This is a genomic window from Pseudoalteromonas sp. PPB1 (assembly GCF_015356275.1).
In the GTDB taxonomy this organism is placed as follows: domain Bacteria; phylum Pseudomonadota; class Gammaproteobacteria; order Enterobacterales; family Alteromonadaceae; genus Pseudoalteromonas; species Pseudoalteromonas rubra_D.
The window spans coordinates 255,949-273,682 of record NZ_JACEQV010000005.1 but is presented as its reverse complement, the minus strand read 5'-3'; the positions used below and the strand labels follow the sequence as shown (position 1 = coordinate 273,682).

Sequence of the window (17,734 nt, the reverse complement as noted above, 5' to 3'; positions counted from 1 at the left end):
TGCGCCTACTTCGAAATACTTATTGAGTTAACACAAAGTAATCGCAGGGATTAGTCTTTGTCAGCAGCTTCCAGTGCTTTTTCAACCCACTTGTACCAATCGCTTGTAGTATCTGTGCTTGAAACCGCACCTACATAGTCAACTTCTTCGAAGAAATCATCATTCAGAGACTTCAGGTCATTTGCTGCAACTGTGATGTCTGCAGACTCTTTGTTGGTAGAGAAGCCGTCATCAGCCAGTACGTCACCTGCTTTGTCAAGGATTTCACTAGAACCTGCGTTATCCCACCACGCTGTGTAAGACTCGTTGCCAGGCAAAACTTTGCTTCCATCAGTTACATTCTTCACACATGCAAGTACAGAGCTGTGGAAGTTAAGAACGTCGTTAGTCGCGTTTTGTGCAGCATCGTCATCTTTGAAGTGAAGACACGCTGTACCATTTTCTGCGTTGTCCGCTTTAACGAATAATGTGTTGTAGTATTGACCACGGATTGCATCATCAAATGTTGCAGCCTGTGATGGGTCGTTGTCACGAATCGACTTACCGTCTGTTGTAATTACAGTAACGTTTGCGATAGTAGGATTAGACGGCTGAACATCATCGTACTCTGCACCTTTGTTCTTTTCGCCATCAGTCTCGAAACCATTGTTACCCATGAAGCCATCTGTGCCCGCGTCAATGATTTTTGTAATTTTATTACCATCATCATCTTCACCGGTATAAGTTACAGGCTTCTTAGTTTTAATTGTGCCGTGTTTGATGAAGATGAACTGAGCCTTACCTTGCCAGCCAGCGTCGATATCAATTGAGTCATCCTGTGTGTCAGTAACTACGATGTTTTTAAGGTTAGCTGCACCACCGAAGAACTCGATACCATCATCAAAACCCTGGTGAATGTGAAGGAATTCAAAGCTAGAGCCAGAACCTACACCGTTCAGAGTCAGTGAGTTAAGGTCGTCACCTACACCGCCTTCACGCGGGCCAGAACCTGCATACCAGATTTGTGCAAATTTGATATTTCCACTGTTGTCGGCATTGTTTGTTCCACCGAAATGGCTGGTAATACCTTCAGTTTTTGCATTACACAGGTTTGCTGCACGCTCTTCATTGGTACACTGGTTAGTCAGACCCTTACCATTGATCATGATGCCACCCCAATCAGCGAACTGAGGGCCAGTTTCTGTAAGGTCAAACTCTGGTATTGCGTTTGCTGAAGTAAAGGCAATTGGCGCCTCAGCCGTACCTTCAGCCATGATTTTTGCACCACGTGCGATACGAACAATCGCTTCACCTGAAGCAAACGCCATAGTTGTACCAGGCTTAACAATCAGAGTTGGTCCTGTTTCTGGTACCGTACAACCTGTGTTTGAGCTAGTATCGCAGTTTTCACCAATTAGTAGTGCGCCAGCGAAAACATGCGCGCCGCCATTTGGTAGAGCATCAAAAGTGATGTCCTCTTTAATTTCTAGTGCTTTGCTTGCAAATGAAGAATCATAGTAACAGTGTTTGTCGTTACGGAATTCACCCTGAACTTCTACGCCTGCAACGGTACGGCTTACACATGGATTAGTAACAACTGGATCTTTATCACCATCGTTATCGCCACCATTACCGTTGTCACCACCGGAATTATCGCCGCCTGTGTTAGTATTATTATTTGTTGTTGTGTTATTTGAATCTGTAACGCTTGTATCGTTTACAGTCGGTGTTACTTCGATGTCACCGCCACAACCAGCTAGTACAAGTGCAGATGTAACAAGGCTTACTTTGAATAACCCAGTAAGTTTCATTTTATTCTCCGTTGAGTGTTTATTTGAGCTGGCGTTATCATATAAACCATATATTTCATTTGTGTGTCTGTTTATTTTCAAAAAAATGAAAGTATCTATTTAGGGTAAGTTCTTCTATTTTTCAGACATAAAAAAACCGCCCGAAGGCGGCTTTGGTGTTGCGATTATAAAATCATAACAAAGCTTGCTTTAACGTTTCAGCGTGAATTTTTTCTCGCTTAACGTATTTTATCCATTGCTTGGCAAGGTTAGCCGACTTTTTGTGCTTTTCTGCCTGCTCAAATGCGAGTATAGAGGCATCAAAGTTTTTCAAGTTATACTGTGCCATTCCCAGTGCAACATACGCATTTGATTCAAAGGTAAGATCCCCTTTATCCAGTGCGCTACGGGCTGCATCTGCGGCCTCATCAAACTTTTCCAGGTTGATATACACTTCAGCTATGCGCTGTAGGTAGTTACCATGGCTGACATCTTTGTCTGCCTTAACAAAGTAGTCTATCGATTTACTCTCATCTTTTGACTGTACATAAGCCTCAGCAATAAATGCGTAATTTTTGGCATTGCCTTCAACCACGCCTTTTTTAATACCTTCGTCCAAGGCTATCGCGGCTTTGTATGGTAAACCGTTAAACAGATAAACCTGAGCGAGCTGAATAATGTCACTGCGCTTTTGAATAAAGCCTCTCTGCTTAGCCGTTTCCAGCAAAGCCAATTGCTTTTTCTCTTCGCCTAACTCGCCAAACATACCCGCCAACTGAATCCAGTATTCAGACTTATCAAACAGCTTAACCATTTTTTCGAGTACATCAGCAACCTTCTGTGGCTGACTTAATGAGTAGTATAATGCCCTTTGTAAAACCAACCAGTTTTCCTTAGGTACATTTCCCTCACTCTCTGTTAACGATACAGCTATATTGATATTCTCTACCGCTGATTGATAATTTTTATCCTGGTATAAAGCCTGCGCTTTTAATACGTAGTAATTACTTTTAATTGGTTGGGTATTTATTTTCTTCCATCTGTCTAAATAATCAACCGTTGCCTTGTAATCACCATTTGCCATTGCCAGCTGTGCCAGACTGAAGGTTGTCGATAATCTCAATGATTCTGGAATCGCTTCCTCTGCGACAACCAACTCAAAAGAACCGATAGCTTTATCAAGCTGGTTTTCGTTGTAGTAGATGAACCCATAGAAATTGTGCATCATGGCAATTTCGTAAGAGTTCATACTTCCTGAGCGTTCCTTGATGGAGTCGAGCACCTCAAGGCCAGCTTTGACATCACCGTCATCAGCCAGTTTTTGTGCACGTGCAAGCTGGCTGTAAACCTTTTCACGCAGTGCAGGAACTCGCTTAGTTTTAGTTTCTGCATGAGCAACAGCCAGGTCTACACCGGGTAACACCGAGACCAAGCTTGGCGCCACCAGACCCGCGCAACTCAATGCACTTACCAACAGAGCTTTTTTAAATAGTTTCATAATCGCACCTTTGTCTGTTAGCCGTTGATCTGAAATGAGATCTTGTTCTGAACTCCGGCCACTTCTACCGCTTCACCGTTCACAACACGAGGCTTGTACTTAAATTTCAACGCTGCATCCATTGCCGCACGTTCAAAAATATTCTCGGGCTCAGCTTTAACGACAACAGGATCTCTCACTGTTCCCTGTTTAGTTACAATAAACTCAACGATGACATAGCCTTCAATTCCTCGAGAAAGTGCACGTCTTGGATAAACTGGTGCCACTTTAACGATTGGTAGATATTCACCATCGCTGGATTCAAGCGCCAAGCCACCAGCGAGGTCTACATCAGCTGCCACATCTGCGCTAAAGTTGAAGTCTGCACCAGCTGCATCGAGATTATTACTTTGCATCTGCGGTGCATCCATTGGCGGAGGCGGCTCTTTTGGTGTTGGCGGCTTTTGAGGTTTACGTTCTTTTTTCTGAACTGTTTCTTCTTTTTTCAGGCGTACAAAGTCAAGAACATTGCCTTTTACCGGCTCATCCATCTTGCCTTCACCGCCTGTGATCAGTGCTTGCATACCGAGAAACAAGAAAAAAGTCACAATACCTGCAATAACGAGTGCTAGTAAGTAACGCATTTTCTAATCCTATGATTCCTGTGCAGCAATTGAGACATCAAACGCGCCTGCGGCACGAGATGCATCCATTACCTTGATTAAGGTGTCAGTCGTTGCTTTTTTGTCTGCCTGAATAACAACGCTTCCCTGAGGATTTTCCGCTTTAAGACGTTCAATATTTGCCTGTACAGCGCGAATATCAACCTGGCGTTTGTTAATCCAAATCTCACCTTTGTCAGAAATCGCAACCAGGATATTTGCACGCTGCTTTTTAACCGCTGTTGCGGCTTCCGGGCGGTTCACATCAATACCAGCTTCTTTAACGAATGACGCCGTTACGATGAAGAAGATAAGCATGATAAATACAACGTCCAGCATGGGTGTCATGTTAATTTCTTCGGCTTCTTCTTCCTGAAAAACCTTAGCTAATGGAGCTCTCATTATGTTTCCTCAAATCTTTTCTAGTGATCAAGCAACAGCTTGTCTTCTAACAGTTCTACTTCGCGCTTTGCCTTACGTTGTAAGAAAGTCGAGGCAAATACCCCGGAAAGCGCGCCAACCATTCCCGCCATTGTTGGGATAGTGGCTTTAGACACTCCGGCTGCCATCGAACGCGCACTGCCGGAACCTGTGATTGCCATTACATTAAATACTTCTATCATACCGGTGACCGTACCTAGCAAACCTAATAGCGGACATAAGGCAACCATCACATTGATGTAAGGCAGATTACTGTTAAGCTGAATACCGGCTCGTGAGATCATGGCCTGGCGTATCTGCTCTGCATTCCAGCTGTTTCTCTCCTCTCGGCTGCTCCAGCTATTCAGTAGATCTTTGCGATAAGTTCTGAATTTGCCGAAAACAAACATAAAACGTTCGAGGATCAACAGCCACATCAGAAAAGTGACCAGTCCGATGACCAGGAGAACCTGGCCACCTGTATCTAGGAACTCACGTAGCGCATTAATTGCATCTACTAAAAGAACCACAATTACGCTCCTTTCTCGCTACGTTCAGCGATGATTCCAGCGCTTTGCTCTTGCAAGATAAGCAGCAGGTTACGAGAGCGAGTGTTAAGCAGGGTGTAAAGGAATACGGTTGGGATAGCCACTACCAGACCAAGTACCGTTGTTACCAGCGCCGTAGAGATACCACCCGCCATTAGTTTCGGGTCACCTGTACCGAACAGTGTGATTGCCTGGAAGGTGTTAATCATACCGGTTACGGTACCTAACAGACCCAACAGTGGCGCGACTACCGAGATAATTTTAATCAGTGTCAGGTTACGGGTAATTTTTGGCATTTCACGCAGAATTGCTTCGCTTAATTTCAGCTCAAGCGTATCGTATGCAACATCAGGATACTGCTCTTTAACTTTCATTACACGACCCAGCGGGTTGTCTTCGCGTGCAACCGAGTCTTTCAGCTGGCGATTAATCTTGGCACCCATAATCATCAGTGATACGAAACGCTCTAGCGCAATCAATAATGCCAGCAGACCAACACCAAGGATGACATAACCTACTGCACCACCTTGCTCAACCTGCTCTTTAGTGTTTGGCGCCTGAACCAACAGACCCAGGATTGAACCACCAGTCGGGTCAAGGGCAAAATCAACAATGCCTGATTGTGCACTCTGAAGCTCAGCAGCACTTTGTGTGAAACGAGCCGTTGGCTGACGCGTTAGTTCAGACAATGTGTTAGTTTCTGGGTTATAAGACAGATATTTACCGTCTGCAATCAGGTTAAATGCGCCAACACGAAGTACTTCTTTTTGCGTTTTAGTACCACCAGCAACAATAACGTCTGACGTATAACGAGATACTTTACCCTGCTCCGTCATTTCACGCTGCAGCTCAACCCACACCTTCTCAATATCTTCAATTGAAGCAAGCTTTGTGCTTGAGCCCATACGTTTTGCCATATCGTCCATAAAGGCGCTACGGTTAGGAATTTCTGCAGAAACAACTGAGGTACGGAACTTGTTGCTTGAGTCGCCAGCAACCTGCTGCAGAACACCAAACAACTCTTTTAGTGAACCCATGCGCTTTGAAAGCGTATCGCTCAGGTTACCAAGTTTAATTTCGTTTTCTTCAAACTGAGTCTCGAGGCGCTCTGAACGATTTAGCTCACCATCGCGGTTAGACGTTAACTCGCGAAGCATTCTTACCTGCTCACTCTGCTGTGCTTTAAATTGAGCTTCACGTTGAGCGTTTTGTGCATTTTGTGCACTCTGGCCTTGTTCAAGTTGCTTTAACAGCGTATCCAGGTCCATTGCCTGCTCGGCTGCAAATGCGGAGCTCGACAGCGCCAATGTCGCTGCCATAACGGTTTTTAGGCTGAAAGATTTAAAAAAGTTCATCATATACCTCTTATTCTGCAGCCTGAATTGGCAGAGTTAACATATCCGGGGCAAGTTGCTTACGTGCAATGCGGATACCTTTGTTGATTTGACTGATATTGGTGTCTGGCAGTGCTGTGAATGACTTGCTGTCTTTATTCCAGCTACCAGCTTTGCTGCCGTCTTTCGTTACATAAAGAAGTTCAAGACGTCCAATGCGCAGCATATCAACTTCGCGTTCCTGACCATCAACAGTTAACAGAGCTGAATACGCTTCAATCGTACGACCGTATTCAACTTCTACCTGATAGGCTTCTAGAACACGACGAAACTTTTCACTGGAAGACACGTCTGCGCGGTCCATCATTGCCTGTAGCTTAGCAATACGCTCTGCACGTTCTTCTTTCAAAAACGGCACATCCAGAGAAACGAATTGATCAAGACCTGTGATCATGCGCATCATCAGAGGGGTGATTTGACGCTCGATCACGGATACCTGATCCATTGACTCATTGATAGCAGCCATTTCTTCTAGTTGATTTTTTATCTGCTTATCGAGTTGGCCGTTATACACTACCAGGCCATCGATCTCTTTATTCAGCGTTCTGAATTTCTGTAATCTTGACTGCATATCGTCTGCAATCGAGTTGATTTTATTTTGAGACTGTAGAGCGGACTGATTGATTTTCGAACTTGAGTCAATGACTTGGTTCAGATCATTTGCCTGAGCATTGGCCGCAACTGCGACCATACCTGCTAATAGCAAGTGGTTAACGCACTTCATCGCATACACCTTTTAATATTTGCTTGTTGCTATATTGGAATTGCGTGCAGTCTAATGTGCCTAAATGACATCCATGTTGCGCTAACAATACAGTTAGGTTACAGATGTCATATATAGTTCATGGAAGGGATTATTTATTTTGATGCAACAAATAAAAAAGGCTGCATTCATGCAGCCTGTGACAGGGTTATACTTTAAACTTGGCGAGCATATTTTCGAGTTCATCAAATTGCAATTTTAGCGTCTGGCATTCTTGCAATGTTTTTGTCAAGCTGTCGCTGCCCTCAACACATAAATCACTTATCCCGTGAATGTCACTGTCAAGGGACTGGATCACTGCATTCTGCTCTTGTGTTGCGCTCGCAACAGCATGATTCACACCATCAATAGAGTCAATAGCGTGAGTAACTTCCTGCATCTTAGTTCCAGCAGATTGGGCCTGTTCAGCACTATTACTGGAATCATCAATACTTGATTTCATCACGGCAACGGCAGATGCTGAACCCTGTTGCAGCTCACCAATGGTATTTTCAATTTCCTGTGTCGACTCTTGGGTACGCTGTGCAAGCTGCCTGACTTCGTCAGCAACCACAGCAAACCCTCGACCGGCCTCACCCGCACGTGCCGCTTCTATCGCGGCATTGAGTGCCAGCAGGTTAGTTTGCTCACTGACCCCTTTGATGACTTCTAACACCTGACCTATGCTTGCGGTCAGTTTATCCAGACCATCGATTGTCGATTGTGCTTTTTGCATTTTAGCGCTGAGAGAACCAATCTCTTCAATGTTGGCATTTAATGCAACCTGCCCCTGACTCGACAGGCTGTTTGCTTCAGTGGCAAGCTCAGACGCATGTTTGGCATTATTAGAAATCTCAACCGCACTGGATGACAGTTGGTTAATTGCTGTAGCAACACTGTCAGTACGCTTGGTTTGCTCAGTATAAATGTCCAGGGCCCCCTGTGTTTGGGATTGTAGCCCAGCCATAACCTGCTCAAGTGCTAGCGTGGTTTCTTTGACTTTAGAGATACTCTCGTGAATTTTGTCTACGAACAAGTTGAAGTAATTTGATAGCTCACCAAATTCATCGTTGTTCTCTACATCCAGCCGACGAGTCAGGTCACCTTCCCCCTGCGCTATGTCTTTAATTGCTTCATTCAGGTGAACCATAGGTCGCATCAGGTATTTGAGCAACAGTTGTAACATCACCACTATCACCACGACACCCACCAGCATGTAAATTAGCGCCATATTGCGAAATGATGCGACAGAGCTATAGGCAATCTCTTTGTCTATAACTACGCCTAAATACCAATCAACATTTTTGATGCCGCGCATAGCCACAAAGGAAACCAATTTTTCTTTACCATCGATTTCTAACTCTGCGAACGCTTCAGTGAGGGGTAATTTAGTGCCAAATAAATCCACCATTGGTTTGTCATTCAGCTGCGTGTCCGGATGGCTCAGGATCCGCCCTTCGGCGTCTAGCAAAAAGCCATATCCATAACCAAGAAAATCAATTTCATTGACGATATCAGTGATGGTGGCCATATCTATGTCGCCACCGGCAACACCAGAGAAGCGACCATTGTTCATAATAGGCACCACAGCTGTGATGGTCAGCTCATTACTGGTTACATCTATATAAGGGGTCGTAAATGCAGTATCTCTTTTACGTTCTGCCAGTTTATACCAGGGCCTTTGGGTGGCATCAAAGTCGCTTGGTAACACCACCGTCGTATCGTTCAGGACGAACTGGCCGTCTGGCGTACCAATAAAGGTATTCTTAAAGTGTCCGGCTTCATGTGCAGTTTGTACCCGGCGCAATATATCAGCGGTTGCATCATCACGGCGATGGCCGCTGGCTACAGAACTGACAATATCCAGCCTGTCATTCAACCAGTTTGCAATGTTTTGTGATACAGATTCAGAGATTTCCTGCAATACCAGAGTCAGCTGAGCCTGAGTTTGCGAGCGCATCAGAATAAAGTTGTTCACGGTAAAAAGGGAGAGCACGATCACCAGCACCAATGAAGCGGCCAGTGTTATTTTAGTTGTAAATTTAAGCGCACTAAACATGGGGATCCTGTCTTAATTCTGCTAATACAAATTTGTTTTACCAAATCTTAACGAGTTTGTCTTACCTTATCGGCGAAACTTTTACTGTCTTAAGTCAATTATACACTTGTTTTCACGATTTATTTTTCAATTGAATGGTTATTAAACAAGTGTCAACTTCAGGAACGAAAAAAGGTGAGATATTTCTCACCTTTGTATGACACACAATAATTATCAAAAAACGCTACAGCTGTGATTGATAGGCCTTCCAGCTAAGCGACCAATCAATCCCTGAGTGCTTAGAGAAAGTCTGCCAACTCCACTGTGTGTCATCATTTGGGTCTAGCTGTCCATTCAGGTCAACCAGCAGGTTCGGGTAACCGGTTGCTTCAAGCCAGTGGATAAAAAACGCAGTGGTTTTGTATCCTGAGTCAAAGTTACCGCCGGGCTTACGAAAGCCCGGATCAACGTATCCGGCTTTCATACGCACCACATCCGCAATCCCTTCTATCACAGGACCTATTTCTTTGTAGTTGTTATCGTCAAATTGATAAGCATGAGCTATCTCATGGTATAACACACCAATCAACTCATCATACAATGCTTGTTGCGACTTACCTTCGGCAAATTTCGCAAGGTATTGAGCGCTGATGTGTATTTTCGCACCATTAAAATCCCCCTCTTTATACGCAACCCCTTTCATGTCTTCCAGAATGATTTCAATTTCAGGCAGCTGAGGGGCCACAGACATATCCTTATAGAGCAGCCTTGCAACATTATATGAAATCTGGCTTATCAGTCTGATATCAACATACTGCCAAACCTCGGGGCTAGATTCGCTGAAATTTCTGATTGTGACATTTGGCAGCGTAAACTGCTGCCATGCAATATCAGCATCAAAAGCGAGTGGCTTTAGCTGTGTGTCTATCTCTGCAGCAGATAGTGATGCCGACATCAATATCGCACAGGCTGCGGTACATATCGTAGACGCTTTCATTATTTATACTCTGACAAAGAAGGCGGTCTGGCAGTAAAAGTCTTGCCCCATTGTTTATTCGGTTTGTCACCCATAACGTATTTAAGCTCTCCGCCAGCCATAATGTCGTCATGAGTCAGGTAACTGCGTTGCAGCGCCTTGCCATTTAGGGTGACTGACTGAATGTACTTATTGGTATCGCTCAAACCCACTGCTGTGGTTGTGAATCGTTTACCGTTTGCCAGCTTCAGAGTGACCTTAGGGGTCTGAGGCGCACCAATCGCGTAAGCCAGATCGCCCGGCGCTACAGGATAAAAACCCATTGCAGAGAAGATATACCAGGCAGACATTTGGCCAACGTCATCATTACCAGCAAGTCCGTCAGGCTTATCTGAACTCAATGTATCCATGATCTGACGGATACGCTCCTGGGTTTTCCATGGCTTACCCGCATAGTTATATAAATAAGCGATGTGATGGCTAGGCTCATTGCCGTGCGCATAATTACCGATAAGGCCCGCAATGTCCTCGTGCTCTTTGATCATGTCATGTGATAGTGGCGTATCGAACAACTCATCCAGTCGTTGAGTGAATGCTTCATCTCCACCCATTAACTCAATAAGGCCAGCGACGTCCTGCGGCACGTAAAAGCTGTACTGCATTGCGTTACCTTCCGTGAAAGGTCCCATGTACTTCGCTTTAAACGCATTGAATTCAGGATCCCAACGGCCCTGGCTATCACGACCGCGCATAAAGCCGCTTTGTGGGTCAAACACATTCTTGTAGCTCATTGCCCGGGCATAGTAGTGTTTAGCCTGCTTGCTTTTACCCATTGCCTCGAACATTCTGGCAATAGCAAAGTCGTCATAAGCATATTCCAGCGTAATAGAAACGGATTCGGGTAGCACATCCATAGGAACATACCCGTACTTTTTATATTCCGGGATCGCATCGTAAACTGAGTTGTTTGCGGTGTTAATAATGGCTTCTACGGCCAGATCAACATCATAGTCCCGGATCCCCTTAAGGTAAGCATCAGCAATAACAGAGACCGCGTGATAACCAATCATGGTCCAGGTTTCGTGTGCGTGGAATGACCAGATAGGTAACATTTTTTCGTAGCTTTGCTGATAGTGCACCAACATTGACTGGATCATACCCGAAACCCTGTCTGGATCTATGTAGGTCAACAGAGGGTGTAGCGCGCGATAAGTATCCCACAGCGAGTAAAGTGTGTAATGCTCGAAATCCTTGCCATCATGAATTTCACCATCTACACCGCGATATTGCCCGTTCACGTCCTGATATAGGCTGGGTGCCTGTAATGCATGGTACAGTGCGGTGTAAAATTGACGCTTCTCAGAGCGAGTACCTTCTACATCAACTTTGTCCAAATAAGATGCCCATTGAGCATTGGCGGCCTTGCGTACTTTGTTGAAGTCCCAGTGCGGGATCTCTGCCCTCAGGTTTTCTAGTGCATTACTGCGACTGACAGCAGATAGCGCCACTTTGATTTGCAGCGGTTTGCTCTCTACATTGTCAAAACTGGCTACGAATTTAACCGCTTTGCCCGCTGTCATTTTGACTGCTTTGTTTTCAATCGTTGAGTGCTTTTCCTTACCAAGGCAATCCATACAACGATAGCGCATGTTGTCTTCATTGATGAAACGGTAGCTATCTATTGGCTGAGAAAACTCAATGGCAAAGTACATCTGGCGATTACGCGCCCACCCGTTAGTTGCTCGATAAGCAACCAGTGTGGTGTCATTGATCTTGCGAATATCACTCCAAATCACTTTGTTTTCAAAATTATAAATTGCACTGGTCAGATCGAACAGAACATGACCCTCGCCGCCATTTTTAAACGTGTACTGGTGCATACCAACACGGGGACTGGCCGTTAGCTCTGCCTTGATATTATAATCTTGCAGCTCTACCCCATAGTAACCAGCCTCAGCCCATTCCTGATCATGCGAAAATCGCGAACGATAGCCCGCGTCTGGGTTTTCTGCGGTGCCGGGGTCGGTTTTAACCTCCCCGCTAATAGGCATAACCAGCAAATCACCAAGATCCGAGTGGCCCGTGCCAGAAAAGTGCGTATGAGAAAAACCAACTATGGTGGTGTCATCATAATGGTAACCTGCGCACCGCTTGTAAATTTCAGGCTGCGGTGATACCCCACGCATTGGATTATCCGTATCCGGGCTGAGCTGAACCATACCAAAAGGGACAACCGCACCAGGAAACGTATGACCGTCTCCGCCGGTGCCTATAAATGGGTCTACCCACTGAGTGTTTGACTCTTTTGCCATCCCCAGTGATGAGACAGATATCAAAGTAGCCATAGTCGCTACTGATACGATGCGATACATGCACCTCTCCTTAATACCTAATTGTTATTATTTGGACCGTTCCAATTAGCACTATCTTACACCGCAAATGAATACGTATTCAATAGAAACAGGATAAGAAATAAATGCAAAGATAAAAAGTGAGAAGTTAAAAATGATGCGTTGGGAGGATAAAAAGCCGGCACTGAGGCCGGCTTGAAAATATGATAATTAGCTATCGACTTTCTGCTGCCATTGTTTGTAAAGAGACACCACGTTCAAGCCGTACCATGCGATAAATACATAGCAAACCATAGGCACAACAAAGCTGATCTGTATACCCGCGCTGTCTGCAACCAGACCCTGAACCAGAGGGATCAGCGCGCCACCTACAATTGCCAGACACAACCAACCTGAACCTTTGCTGGTTAGTGACCCGAGTCCCTCGATGGCAATAGAGAAAATCGTCGGGAACATGATTGAGTTGAATAAACCCACCGCAAGTACCGCAAACATAGCCAGTTTACCGTCGGTTGACATAGTGAGCAGCAACAGCGCAATTATTGCAATGGCGTTAAACATTAGCGCTTTAGAAGGAGAGATTTTTTGCAACGCGGCAGAGCCAATAAAGCGGCCAACCATAGCGCCACCCCAGTAATAAGATATATATTTTGCTGCGGTATGCTCTTCCATGCCAGCAATCGAAGGCTCTGCAAAATAGTTAACCAGGAAACTGCCAATCGCAACTTCTGCACCAACATAACAAAATATGGCAGCCACCCCCATAACCAGATGTGGGGCTTCTGTCAGCTTGTGACCACGTGCCTTACAATCACCCTCTTCTGTGTGCGCTTCGATTGTCGGCAATTTAAGAAATGCAAATACAGCGGCTATCAACAACAAGGCGCCTGCAAGTATCAAATAAGGGACTTTAACAGAATCAGCACTCGCATCTGTCGCCATGCTAGCGCCTGCACCAAACAACAGAATACCACCGACAGCCGGACCAACCGTAGTTCCGAGAGAATTCAGCGCTTGCGCTAAGTTCAATCGACTGGACGCTGTTTTTTCCGGACCTAGTGCTGCAACATACGGATTAGCAGACACCTGCAACACTGTAATACCTGATGCCAATACAAATAAAGAAGTCAGGAATAACCAGTATTCATGCACGACAACCGCTGGATAAAACAAGAGACAGCCAGCCGCTGCAACAACAAGGCCGGTTAATACACCATTTTTGTAGCCATACCGTTTTAGGAAAGCACCAGCAGGTAAAGAGACGATAAAATAGGCGCTAAAGAAGCAAAACTGAACCAGCATGGCTTCGGTGTAACTCAGGTCAAACACCGCTTTAAGACGCGGGATCAGTACATCATTAAGTACAGTTATGAATCCCCATAGAAAAAACAGGGTGGTCATTGCCGTCAGTGGTAACAAATAGTTGTTGTTCTTTGCATCTCCACTGGCAACATAACTTTGGTTAGTGTTGATTTCGCTCACTTGGAATACTCCGTGTTATAGGATTCAGTGATTCTACACACTGTTACAGAAAAATCACAAATGTTTTATTGGACCGTTCCAATTTAATTTTGTTGGTGCTAAAGTAAGACGCAAAGAGAGTACCGCCAAGTCACTAGACTCAGGCCGAATAACCACAGACTGGAAAGGTTATGTCTATAAATTTCAAAAACGACGACTTCTTACTTAAGCATATTAACCGGACAATGGGCTTTTACCACCCTCGATGTATCGACCCCAGTGGTGGCTTCTTCCACTATTTTCTGGACGATGGCACCGTTTACAATCAGCATGCTCGTCATCTGGTTTCCAGTACCCGGTTTGTTTTCAATTATGCGATGGCCTATTTGCAGACCCAGGAACCTGAGTACCTGAACCAAGTACGTCACGGTCTGGATTTTCTGGAGACGGTGCATAAGCAACCAAATGGTGGATATGCCTGGGTGATCAATAAAAATCAGGCTGAAGACACCACCAATCATTGTTACGGCCTCGCTTTTGTGCTGCTTGCCAATGCCGTCGCACTTAAGGCAGGAATTAACTCAGCCGCGGACACCATTGAATCTGTCTGGCGCATGTTAGAAGAAAGATACTTTCAAAACGATTGCCAGCTGTACCTGGACGAATATAACAGCGATTTTAGTATCGCAGACCCTTATCGTGGTCAGAATGCCAATATGCACATGTGCGAAGCGCTGTTAATGTGTTACGAGGCCACCAGTGACGATAAGTTTCTCGAACGTGCTCATACCCTGGCGTTCACGATGACAGTACAGCAGGCCGAGCTAGCTGATGGCCTAATTTGGGAGCACTACTCTGAAAACTGGCAGATAGACTGGGAATATAATCTGGATAATCCCAAGCACCTTTTCCGACCCTGGGGGTTTCAACCTGGCCACCAGACCGAGTGGAGCAAGTTACTCTTAATTTTATATCGACACAAGCCACAAGGCTGGATGATAGAGCGTGCGCGCTACCTGTTTGACACTGCGCTTGAAACAGCCTGGGACAAAGAGCATGGCGGAATCTTCTATGGTTTCGCACCAGACAATAGTATCTGTGACGCCGACAAATATTTTTGGGTTCAAGCTGAAAGCTTTGCCGCCGCCGCCCTGCTTGCTCACGCTACGGGCGAAGACCGCTACTGGCAGTGGTACGACAAAATATGGCAGTATTGCTGGGACAATATGATAGACCATGAACATGGTGCCTGGTATAGGATCCTGGACAGTCGTAACGAAAAGTACAGCAACGAGAAAAGTCCTGCTGGTAAAACCGACTATCACACCATGGGCGCCTGTTACGAAGTACTAAGAGCTAAGCAGCTCGGGCAGGAGAAACAATGAGTTTAGTATGTTTTGGCGAAGCCTTGATAGATTTTCTGTCTGATGGTAAAGAGCCTGAATCTTTTACTAAGTATGCAGGCGGCGCGCCTGCCAATGTCGCAGTCGCTGTAGCCCGTCAGGGCATTGCAGCGAGCTTCTGTGGGATGGTTGGCGATGATATGTTTGGCCAGTTTATCAAACGTGAACTGCAACATCACCAGGTAAATTGTGATTACCTGATCAGCACAGATAAAGCAAAAACGGCGCTGGCGTTTGTTTCTTTGGATAGCTCAGGAGAGAGGAGCTTCAGCTTCTATCGTCCGCCAGCGGCTGATCTGCTATTTCGCGCAGATGACTTTGACACAAAGATGTTTGACACCCATTCACTGTTGCATGTCTGTAGCAATAGCCTGACAGAAAACAACATCTATAAAACAACCCTATCTGCATTGACTCAGGCACGCGCAAAGGGGATGACCACCAGCTTTGACATGAATCTGAGAGAGAACCTGTGGACATCCCTGACGCACTGCTCAAAGCGTATCTGGCATGTTATTTCCAACGTAGATATTGTAAAACTGTCACTTGAAGAGCTCGAGTTTTTAAATACCCAAAGTCATCCGGGTCTGCCACAATCACATACCATCGATGCGATTATGGCCGCAAATGTAAAACTGCTCATCGTTACAGATGGTGGCAATCCGGTTCGATTTTATGGACGCTCATTTGAAGGGTCTGTCAATGTCCCTGATGTCAAAGCGGTAGACACCACCGCAGCCGGAGATGCATTCGTAGGAGGGTTACTGGCAACGCTCATCCGCCAGCAACAAAATCAGCCTATCGATTCATTACTGGGCGACCCAAATAGCGTAAACTCAGCTGTCGAATATGCCAGCCGCTGTGGTGCTTATGCGGTGACCCGTTATGGGGCATTCGATTCTTTGCCCGGGCATAAAGATATTACATAAAGATTTGTGAGAGTGGGTGCACGGAAGCGCCTTTATTCTTATGCACTGGTCTGGTCTCTGACACTTTAAATGTGGATCAGATATTCGGTGTAAACATAGTAGAAAAGCGGTAAGCAAATTATGAGACCAACCAGATAAAGTTTAAAAAAGCCATCCCGCTGTGCACTCAGCTGAGCAACCACAGACACTGAACTTTCATTCTGCATTGACTGCGTTTTCGGGCGGTATCGGCGATATACCTTCATGACACCCCAGCCAATAATAAAAGGTCCCAAAATAAGCGAAAAAAATAACCCAACCGCATACCAGGTTTCTGGCGCAACTCTGTCCATTCTCTACTCTCGTCGATAAAAACACAGGTACATTCATACCTGCTTACATCTAAGCGTTTGATTTAATACTGATCAATTATGCTATGCTAGGCGCAAGCGTATCACAGTAAAAAAATAAGAAAAGAACCGATTCATGAACAAACCCTTTGTAGTGTTTCCTTTCGCCGTCTGCCTTAGCGCCTGTATCGCGAACCAGGTTGAGATCACGCAATCAGAACATACAGTGGTCAAATATAAAATCACGGAAGGATATACAGACAGATTTGCCAACCTCTACAAACAGCCAGAAAGTTACCCCTATACTTGTGAAGAATCCTGTTACCCGGATACCCCTTTCATTGAGTGTCAGGAAAATATGGAGCGATGTACCTATGTGGGTGAGCAACCCCATGTCGAAAGCAAGTACGGCTTTCAGGTAAAATGGCTGGGCCATGCAAGCTTTTTGCTGACTATGCCTGATGGACAGCAAGTGCTCGTAGACCCTGTGAGTGAACAGTTTGATTGGCCAATTGACCTGGGTTTTAAGTTGACTGGCGGATTTTACCGCACCGAACCAGACTGGCCCGCGGGCTCTGAATTGGACAATCTAACAGGCGTTGTGTATTCCCATATACATTATGATCACTTTAATAAAGCAGATATAGCCGCCTTAGGAACTCAGCCAACCTACTATACCCCGCTCGGATTTGCTGATTACTTTGCTGATGGCGGATACAAAATTAACGAGATGGCATGGTATGCAAGTGCACAGCAAAAAGCGCTCACCGTGCACTTTGTGCCCGCACACCACTTCAGCAGCCGAGTGATCGTGCCCTACCTGACCGAAGACAACGATGCTACATTGTGGGGCGGCTGGTTATTCGAGTATCAGGGCAAAACATTGTTCTACGCAGGAGATACTGGCTACTCTGCTCACTTCAAAGACATACAAAAGAAATACGGTGATATTGATGTTTGCCTGCTGCCAATCGCGTCGTATCACCATGAGAAACATGGTAATTGGTATAGAAATGTCCACCTAACACCAGAAGACATGTTAGCAGCCGCCGATGATCTTAACTGTGAGCAGGTAGTGCCCTGGGGATATGGCAATATGAGCTGGAAAATGGGAGATTTAACCTCCCACTCTGCGCTGTTTCGGCTACTTCACGTAAAACAAACGCTGGCACCAACACGCCCTGTCTACATACTCAATGAAGGAGAGAGTGTGACTTTCTAGGCAAAGTCACAAA

General features: G+C 45.4%; 15 protein-coding genes. 3 read left to right on the top strand and 12 right to left on the bottom strand.

The features are described 5' to 3' along the window. Positions 1-50: 50 nt before the first annotated feature. The 11 genes from IY568_RS07470 to IY568_RS07420 all read right to left on the bottom strand — a co-directional run bounded on the left by IY568_RS07470 (position 51) and on the right by IY568_RS07420 (position 13,859). Entirely contained in the window at positions 51-1,790 is a 1,740-nt protein-coding gene (locus IY568_RS07470) for a hypothetical protein (RefSeq protein ID WP_125556905.1), read from the bottom strand. A gap of 172 nt (positions 1,791-1,962) precedes the next feature. After that, entirely contained in the window at positions 1,963-3,267 is a 1,305-nt protein-coding gene (locus tag IY568_RS07465) for a tetratricopeptide repeat protein (RefSeq protein WP_194867212.1), read from the bottom strand. A gap of 17 nt (positions 3,268-3,284) precedes the next feature. Beyond that, positions 3,285-3,890 carry an energy transducer TonB gene (locus tag IY568_RS07460; protein ID WP_010381305.1) on the bottom strand — a complete coding sequence of 202 codons (606 nt, stop codon included), beginning with the start codon at positions 3,888-3,890 and terminating at the stop codon, positions 3,285-3,287. Between the two features lie 9 nt (positions 3,891-3,899). Further along, on the bottom strand, positions 3,900-4,310 hold the full coding sequence (locus tag IY568_RS07455) for an ExbD/TolR family protein (protein WP_010381303.1): 411 nt from the start codon (positions 4,308-4,310) through the stop codon (positions 3,900-3,902). Positions 4,311-4,330: 20 nt separating this feature from the next. After that, the gene (locus tag IY568_RS07450) at positions 4,331-4,858 is read right to left on the bottom strand and encodes a MotA/TolQ/ExbB proton channel family protein (RefSeq protein ID WP_010381299.1); all 528 of its coding nucleotides are present in this window, start codon (positions 4,856-4,858) and stop codon (positions 4,331-4,333) included. Positions 4,859-4,860: 2 nt separating this feature from the next. Beyond that, a complete protein-coding gene (locus IY568_RS07445; protein ID WP_416365160.1) occupies positions 4,861-6,195 on the bottom strand; it encodes a MotA/TolQ/ExbB proton channel family protein in 1,335 nt (444 codons plus the stop codon). 46 nt (positions 6,196-6,241) lie between these two features. Beyond that, on the bottom strand, positions 6,242-6,994 hold the full coding sequence (locus tag IY568_RS07440; RefSeq protein WP_194867211.1) for a DUF3450 domain-containing protein: 753 nt from the start codon (positions 6,992-6,994) through the stop codon (positions 6,242-6,244). Between the two features lie 187 nt (positions 6,995-7,181). After that, on the bottom strand, positions 7,182-9,071 hold the full coding sequence (locus IY568_RS07435) for a methyl-accepting chemotaxis protein (RefSeq protein WP_125556911.1): 1,890 nt from the start codon (positions 9,069-9,071) through the stop codon (positions 7,182-7,184). 223 nt (positions 9,072-9,294) lie between these two features. Continuing rightward, complete coding sequence (locus IY568_RS07430; RefSeq protein WP_194867210.1) at positions 9,295-10,047, bottom strand: basic secretory protein-like protein; 753 nt, start codon at positions 10,045-10,047, stop codon at positions 9,295-9,297. Further along, on the bottom strand, positions 10,047-12,398 hold the full coding sequence (locus IY568_RS07425; protein ID WP_194867209.1) for a GH92 family glycosyl hydrolase: 2,352 nt from the start codon (positions 12,396-12,398) through the stop codon (positions 10,047-10,049). The genes IY568_RS07430 and IY568_RS07425 overlap by 1 nt, the downstream gene beginning before the upstream one ends. Positions 12,399-12,587: 189 nt before the next feature. Next, a complete protein-coding gene (locus IY568_RS07420; protein WP_194867208.1) occupies positions 12,588-13,859 on the bottom strand; it encodes a sugar MFS transporter in 1,272 nt (423 codons plus the stop codon). 170 nt (positions 13,860-14,029) lie between these two features. On the opposite strand from IY568_RS07420, the gene IY568_RS07415 reads away from it, so the two are divergent. Next, a complete protein-coding gene (locus IY568_RS07415; protein WP_194867207.1) occupies positions 14,030-15,223 on the top strand; it encodes an AGE family epimerase/isomerase in 1,194 nt (397 codons plus the stop codon). Then, complete coding sequence (locus IY568_RS07410; RefSeq protein ID WP_194867206.1) at positions 15,220-16,170, top strand: carbohydrate kinase family protein; 951 nt, start codon at positions 15,220-15,222, stop codon at positions 16,168-16,170. The genes IY568_RS07415 and IY568_RS07410 overlap by 4 nt, the downstream gene beginning before the upstream one ends. Positions 16,171-16,235: 65 nt before the next feature. On the opposite strand, the gene IY568_RS07405 is transcribed toward IY568_RS07410, so the two are convergent. Beyond that, positions 16,236-16,502, bottom strand: coding sequence for a hypothetical protein (locus IY568_RS07405; protein ID WP_125556921.1), 267 nt, complete (start codon positions 16,500-16,502; stop codon positions 16,236-16,238). A gap of 133 nt (positions 16,503-16,635) precedes the next feature. On the opposite strand from IY568_RS07405, the gene IY568_RS07400 reads away from it, so the two are divergent. Continuing rightward, the gene (locus IY568_RS07400; RefSeq protein ID WP_194867205.1) at positions 16,636-17,721 is read left to right on the top strand and encodes an MBL fold metallo-hydrolase; all 1,086 of its coding nucleotides are present in this window, start codon (positions 16,636-16,638) and stop codon (positions 17,719-17,721) included. The last annotated feature ends 13 nt before the right edge of the window (positions 17,722-17,734 follow it).

Bases quoted from the DNA above. Each gene is read 5' to 3' on its own strand.
- IY568_RS07470 (WP_125556905.1), bottom strand. From the start codon at position 1,790: ATGAAACTTACTGGGTTATTCAAAGTAAGCCTTGTTACATCTGCACTT.
- IY568_RS07465 (WP_194867212.1), bottom strand. From the start codon at position 3,267: ATGAAACTATTTAAAAAAGCTCTGTTGGTAAGTGCATTGAGTTGCGCG.
- IY568_RS07460 (WP_010381305.1), bottom strand. From the start codon at position 3,890: ATGCGTTACTTACTAGCACTCGTTATTGCAGGTATTGTGACTTTTTTC.
- IY568_RS07455 (WP_010381303.1), bottom strand. From the start codon at position 4,310: ATGAGAGCTCCATTAGCTAAGGTTTTTCAGGAAGAAGAAGCCGAAGAA.
- IY568_RS07445 (WP_416365160.1), bottom strand. From the start codon at position 6,195: ATGGCAGCGACATTGGCGCTGTCGAGCTCCGCATTTGCAGCCGAGCAG.
- IY568_RS07440 (WP_194867211.1), bottom strand. From the start codon at position 6,994: ATGAAGTGCGTTAACCACTTGCTATTAGCAGGTATGGTCGCAGTTGCG.
- IY568_RS07435 (WP_125556911.1), bottom strand. From the start codon at position 9,071: ATGTTTAGTGCGCTTAAATTTACAACTAAAATAACACTGGCCGCTTCA.
- IY568_RS07430 (WP_194867210.1), bottom strand. From the start codon at position 10,047: ATGAAAGCGTCTACGATATGTACCGCAGCCTGTGCGATATTGATGTCG.
- IY568_RS07425 (WP_194867209.1), bottom strand. From the start codon at position 12,398: ATGTATCGCATCGTATCAGTAGCGACTATGGCTACTTTGATATCTGTC.
- IY568_RS07415 (WP_194867207.1), top strand. From the start codon at position 14,030: ATGTCTATAAATTTCAAAAACGACGACTTCTTACTTAAGCATATTAAC.
- IY568_RS07410 (WP_194867206.1), top strand. From the start codon at position 15,220: ATGAGTTTAGTATGTTTTGGCGAAGCCTTGATAGATTTTCTGTCTGAT.
- IY568_RS07405 (WP_125556921.1), bottom strand. From the start codon at position 16,502: ATGGACAGAGTTGCGCCAGAAACCTGGTATGCGGTTGGGTTATTTTTT.
- IY568_RS07400 (WP_194867205.1), top strand. From the start codon at position 16,636: ATGAACAAACCCTTTGTAGTGTTTCCTTTCGCCGTCTGCCTTAGCGCC.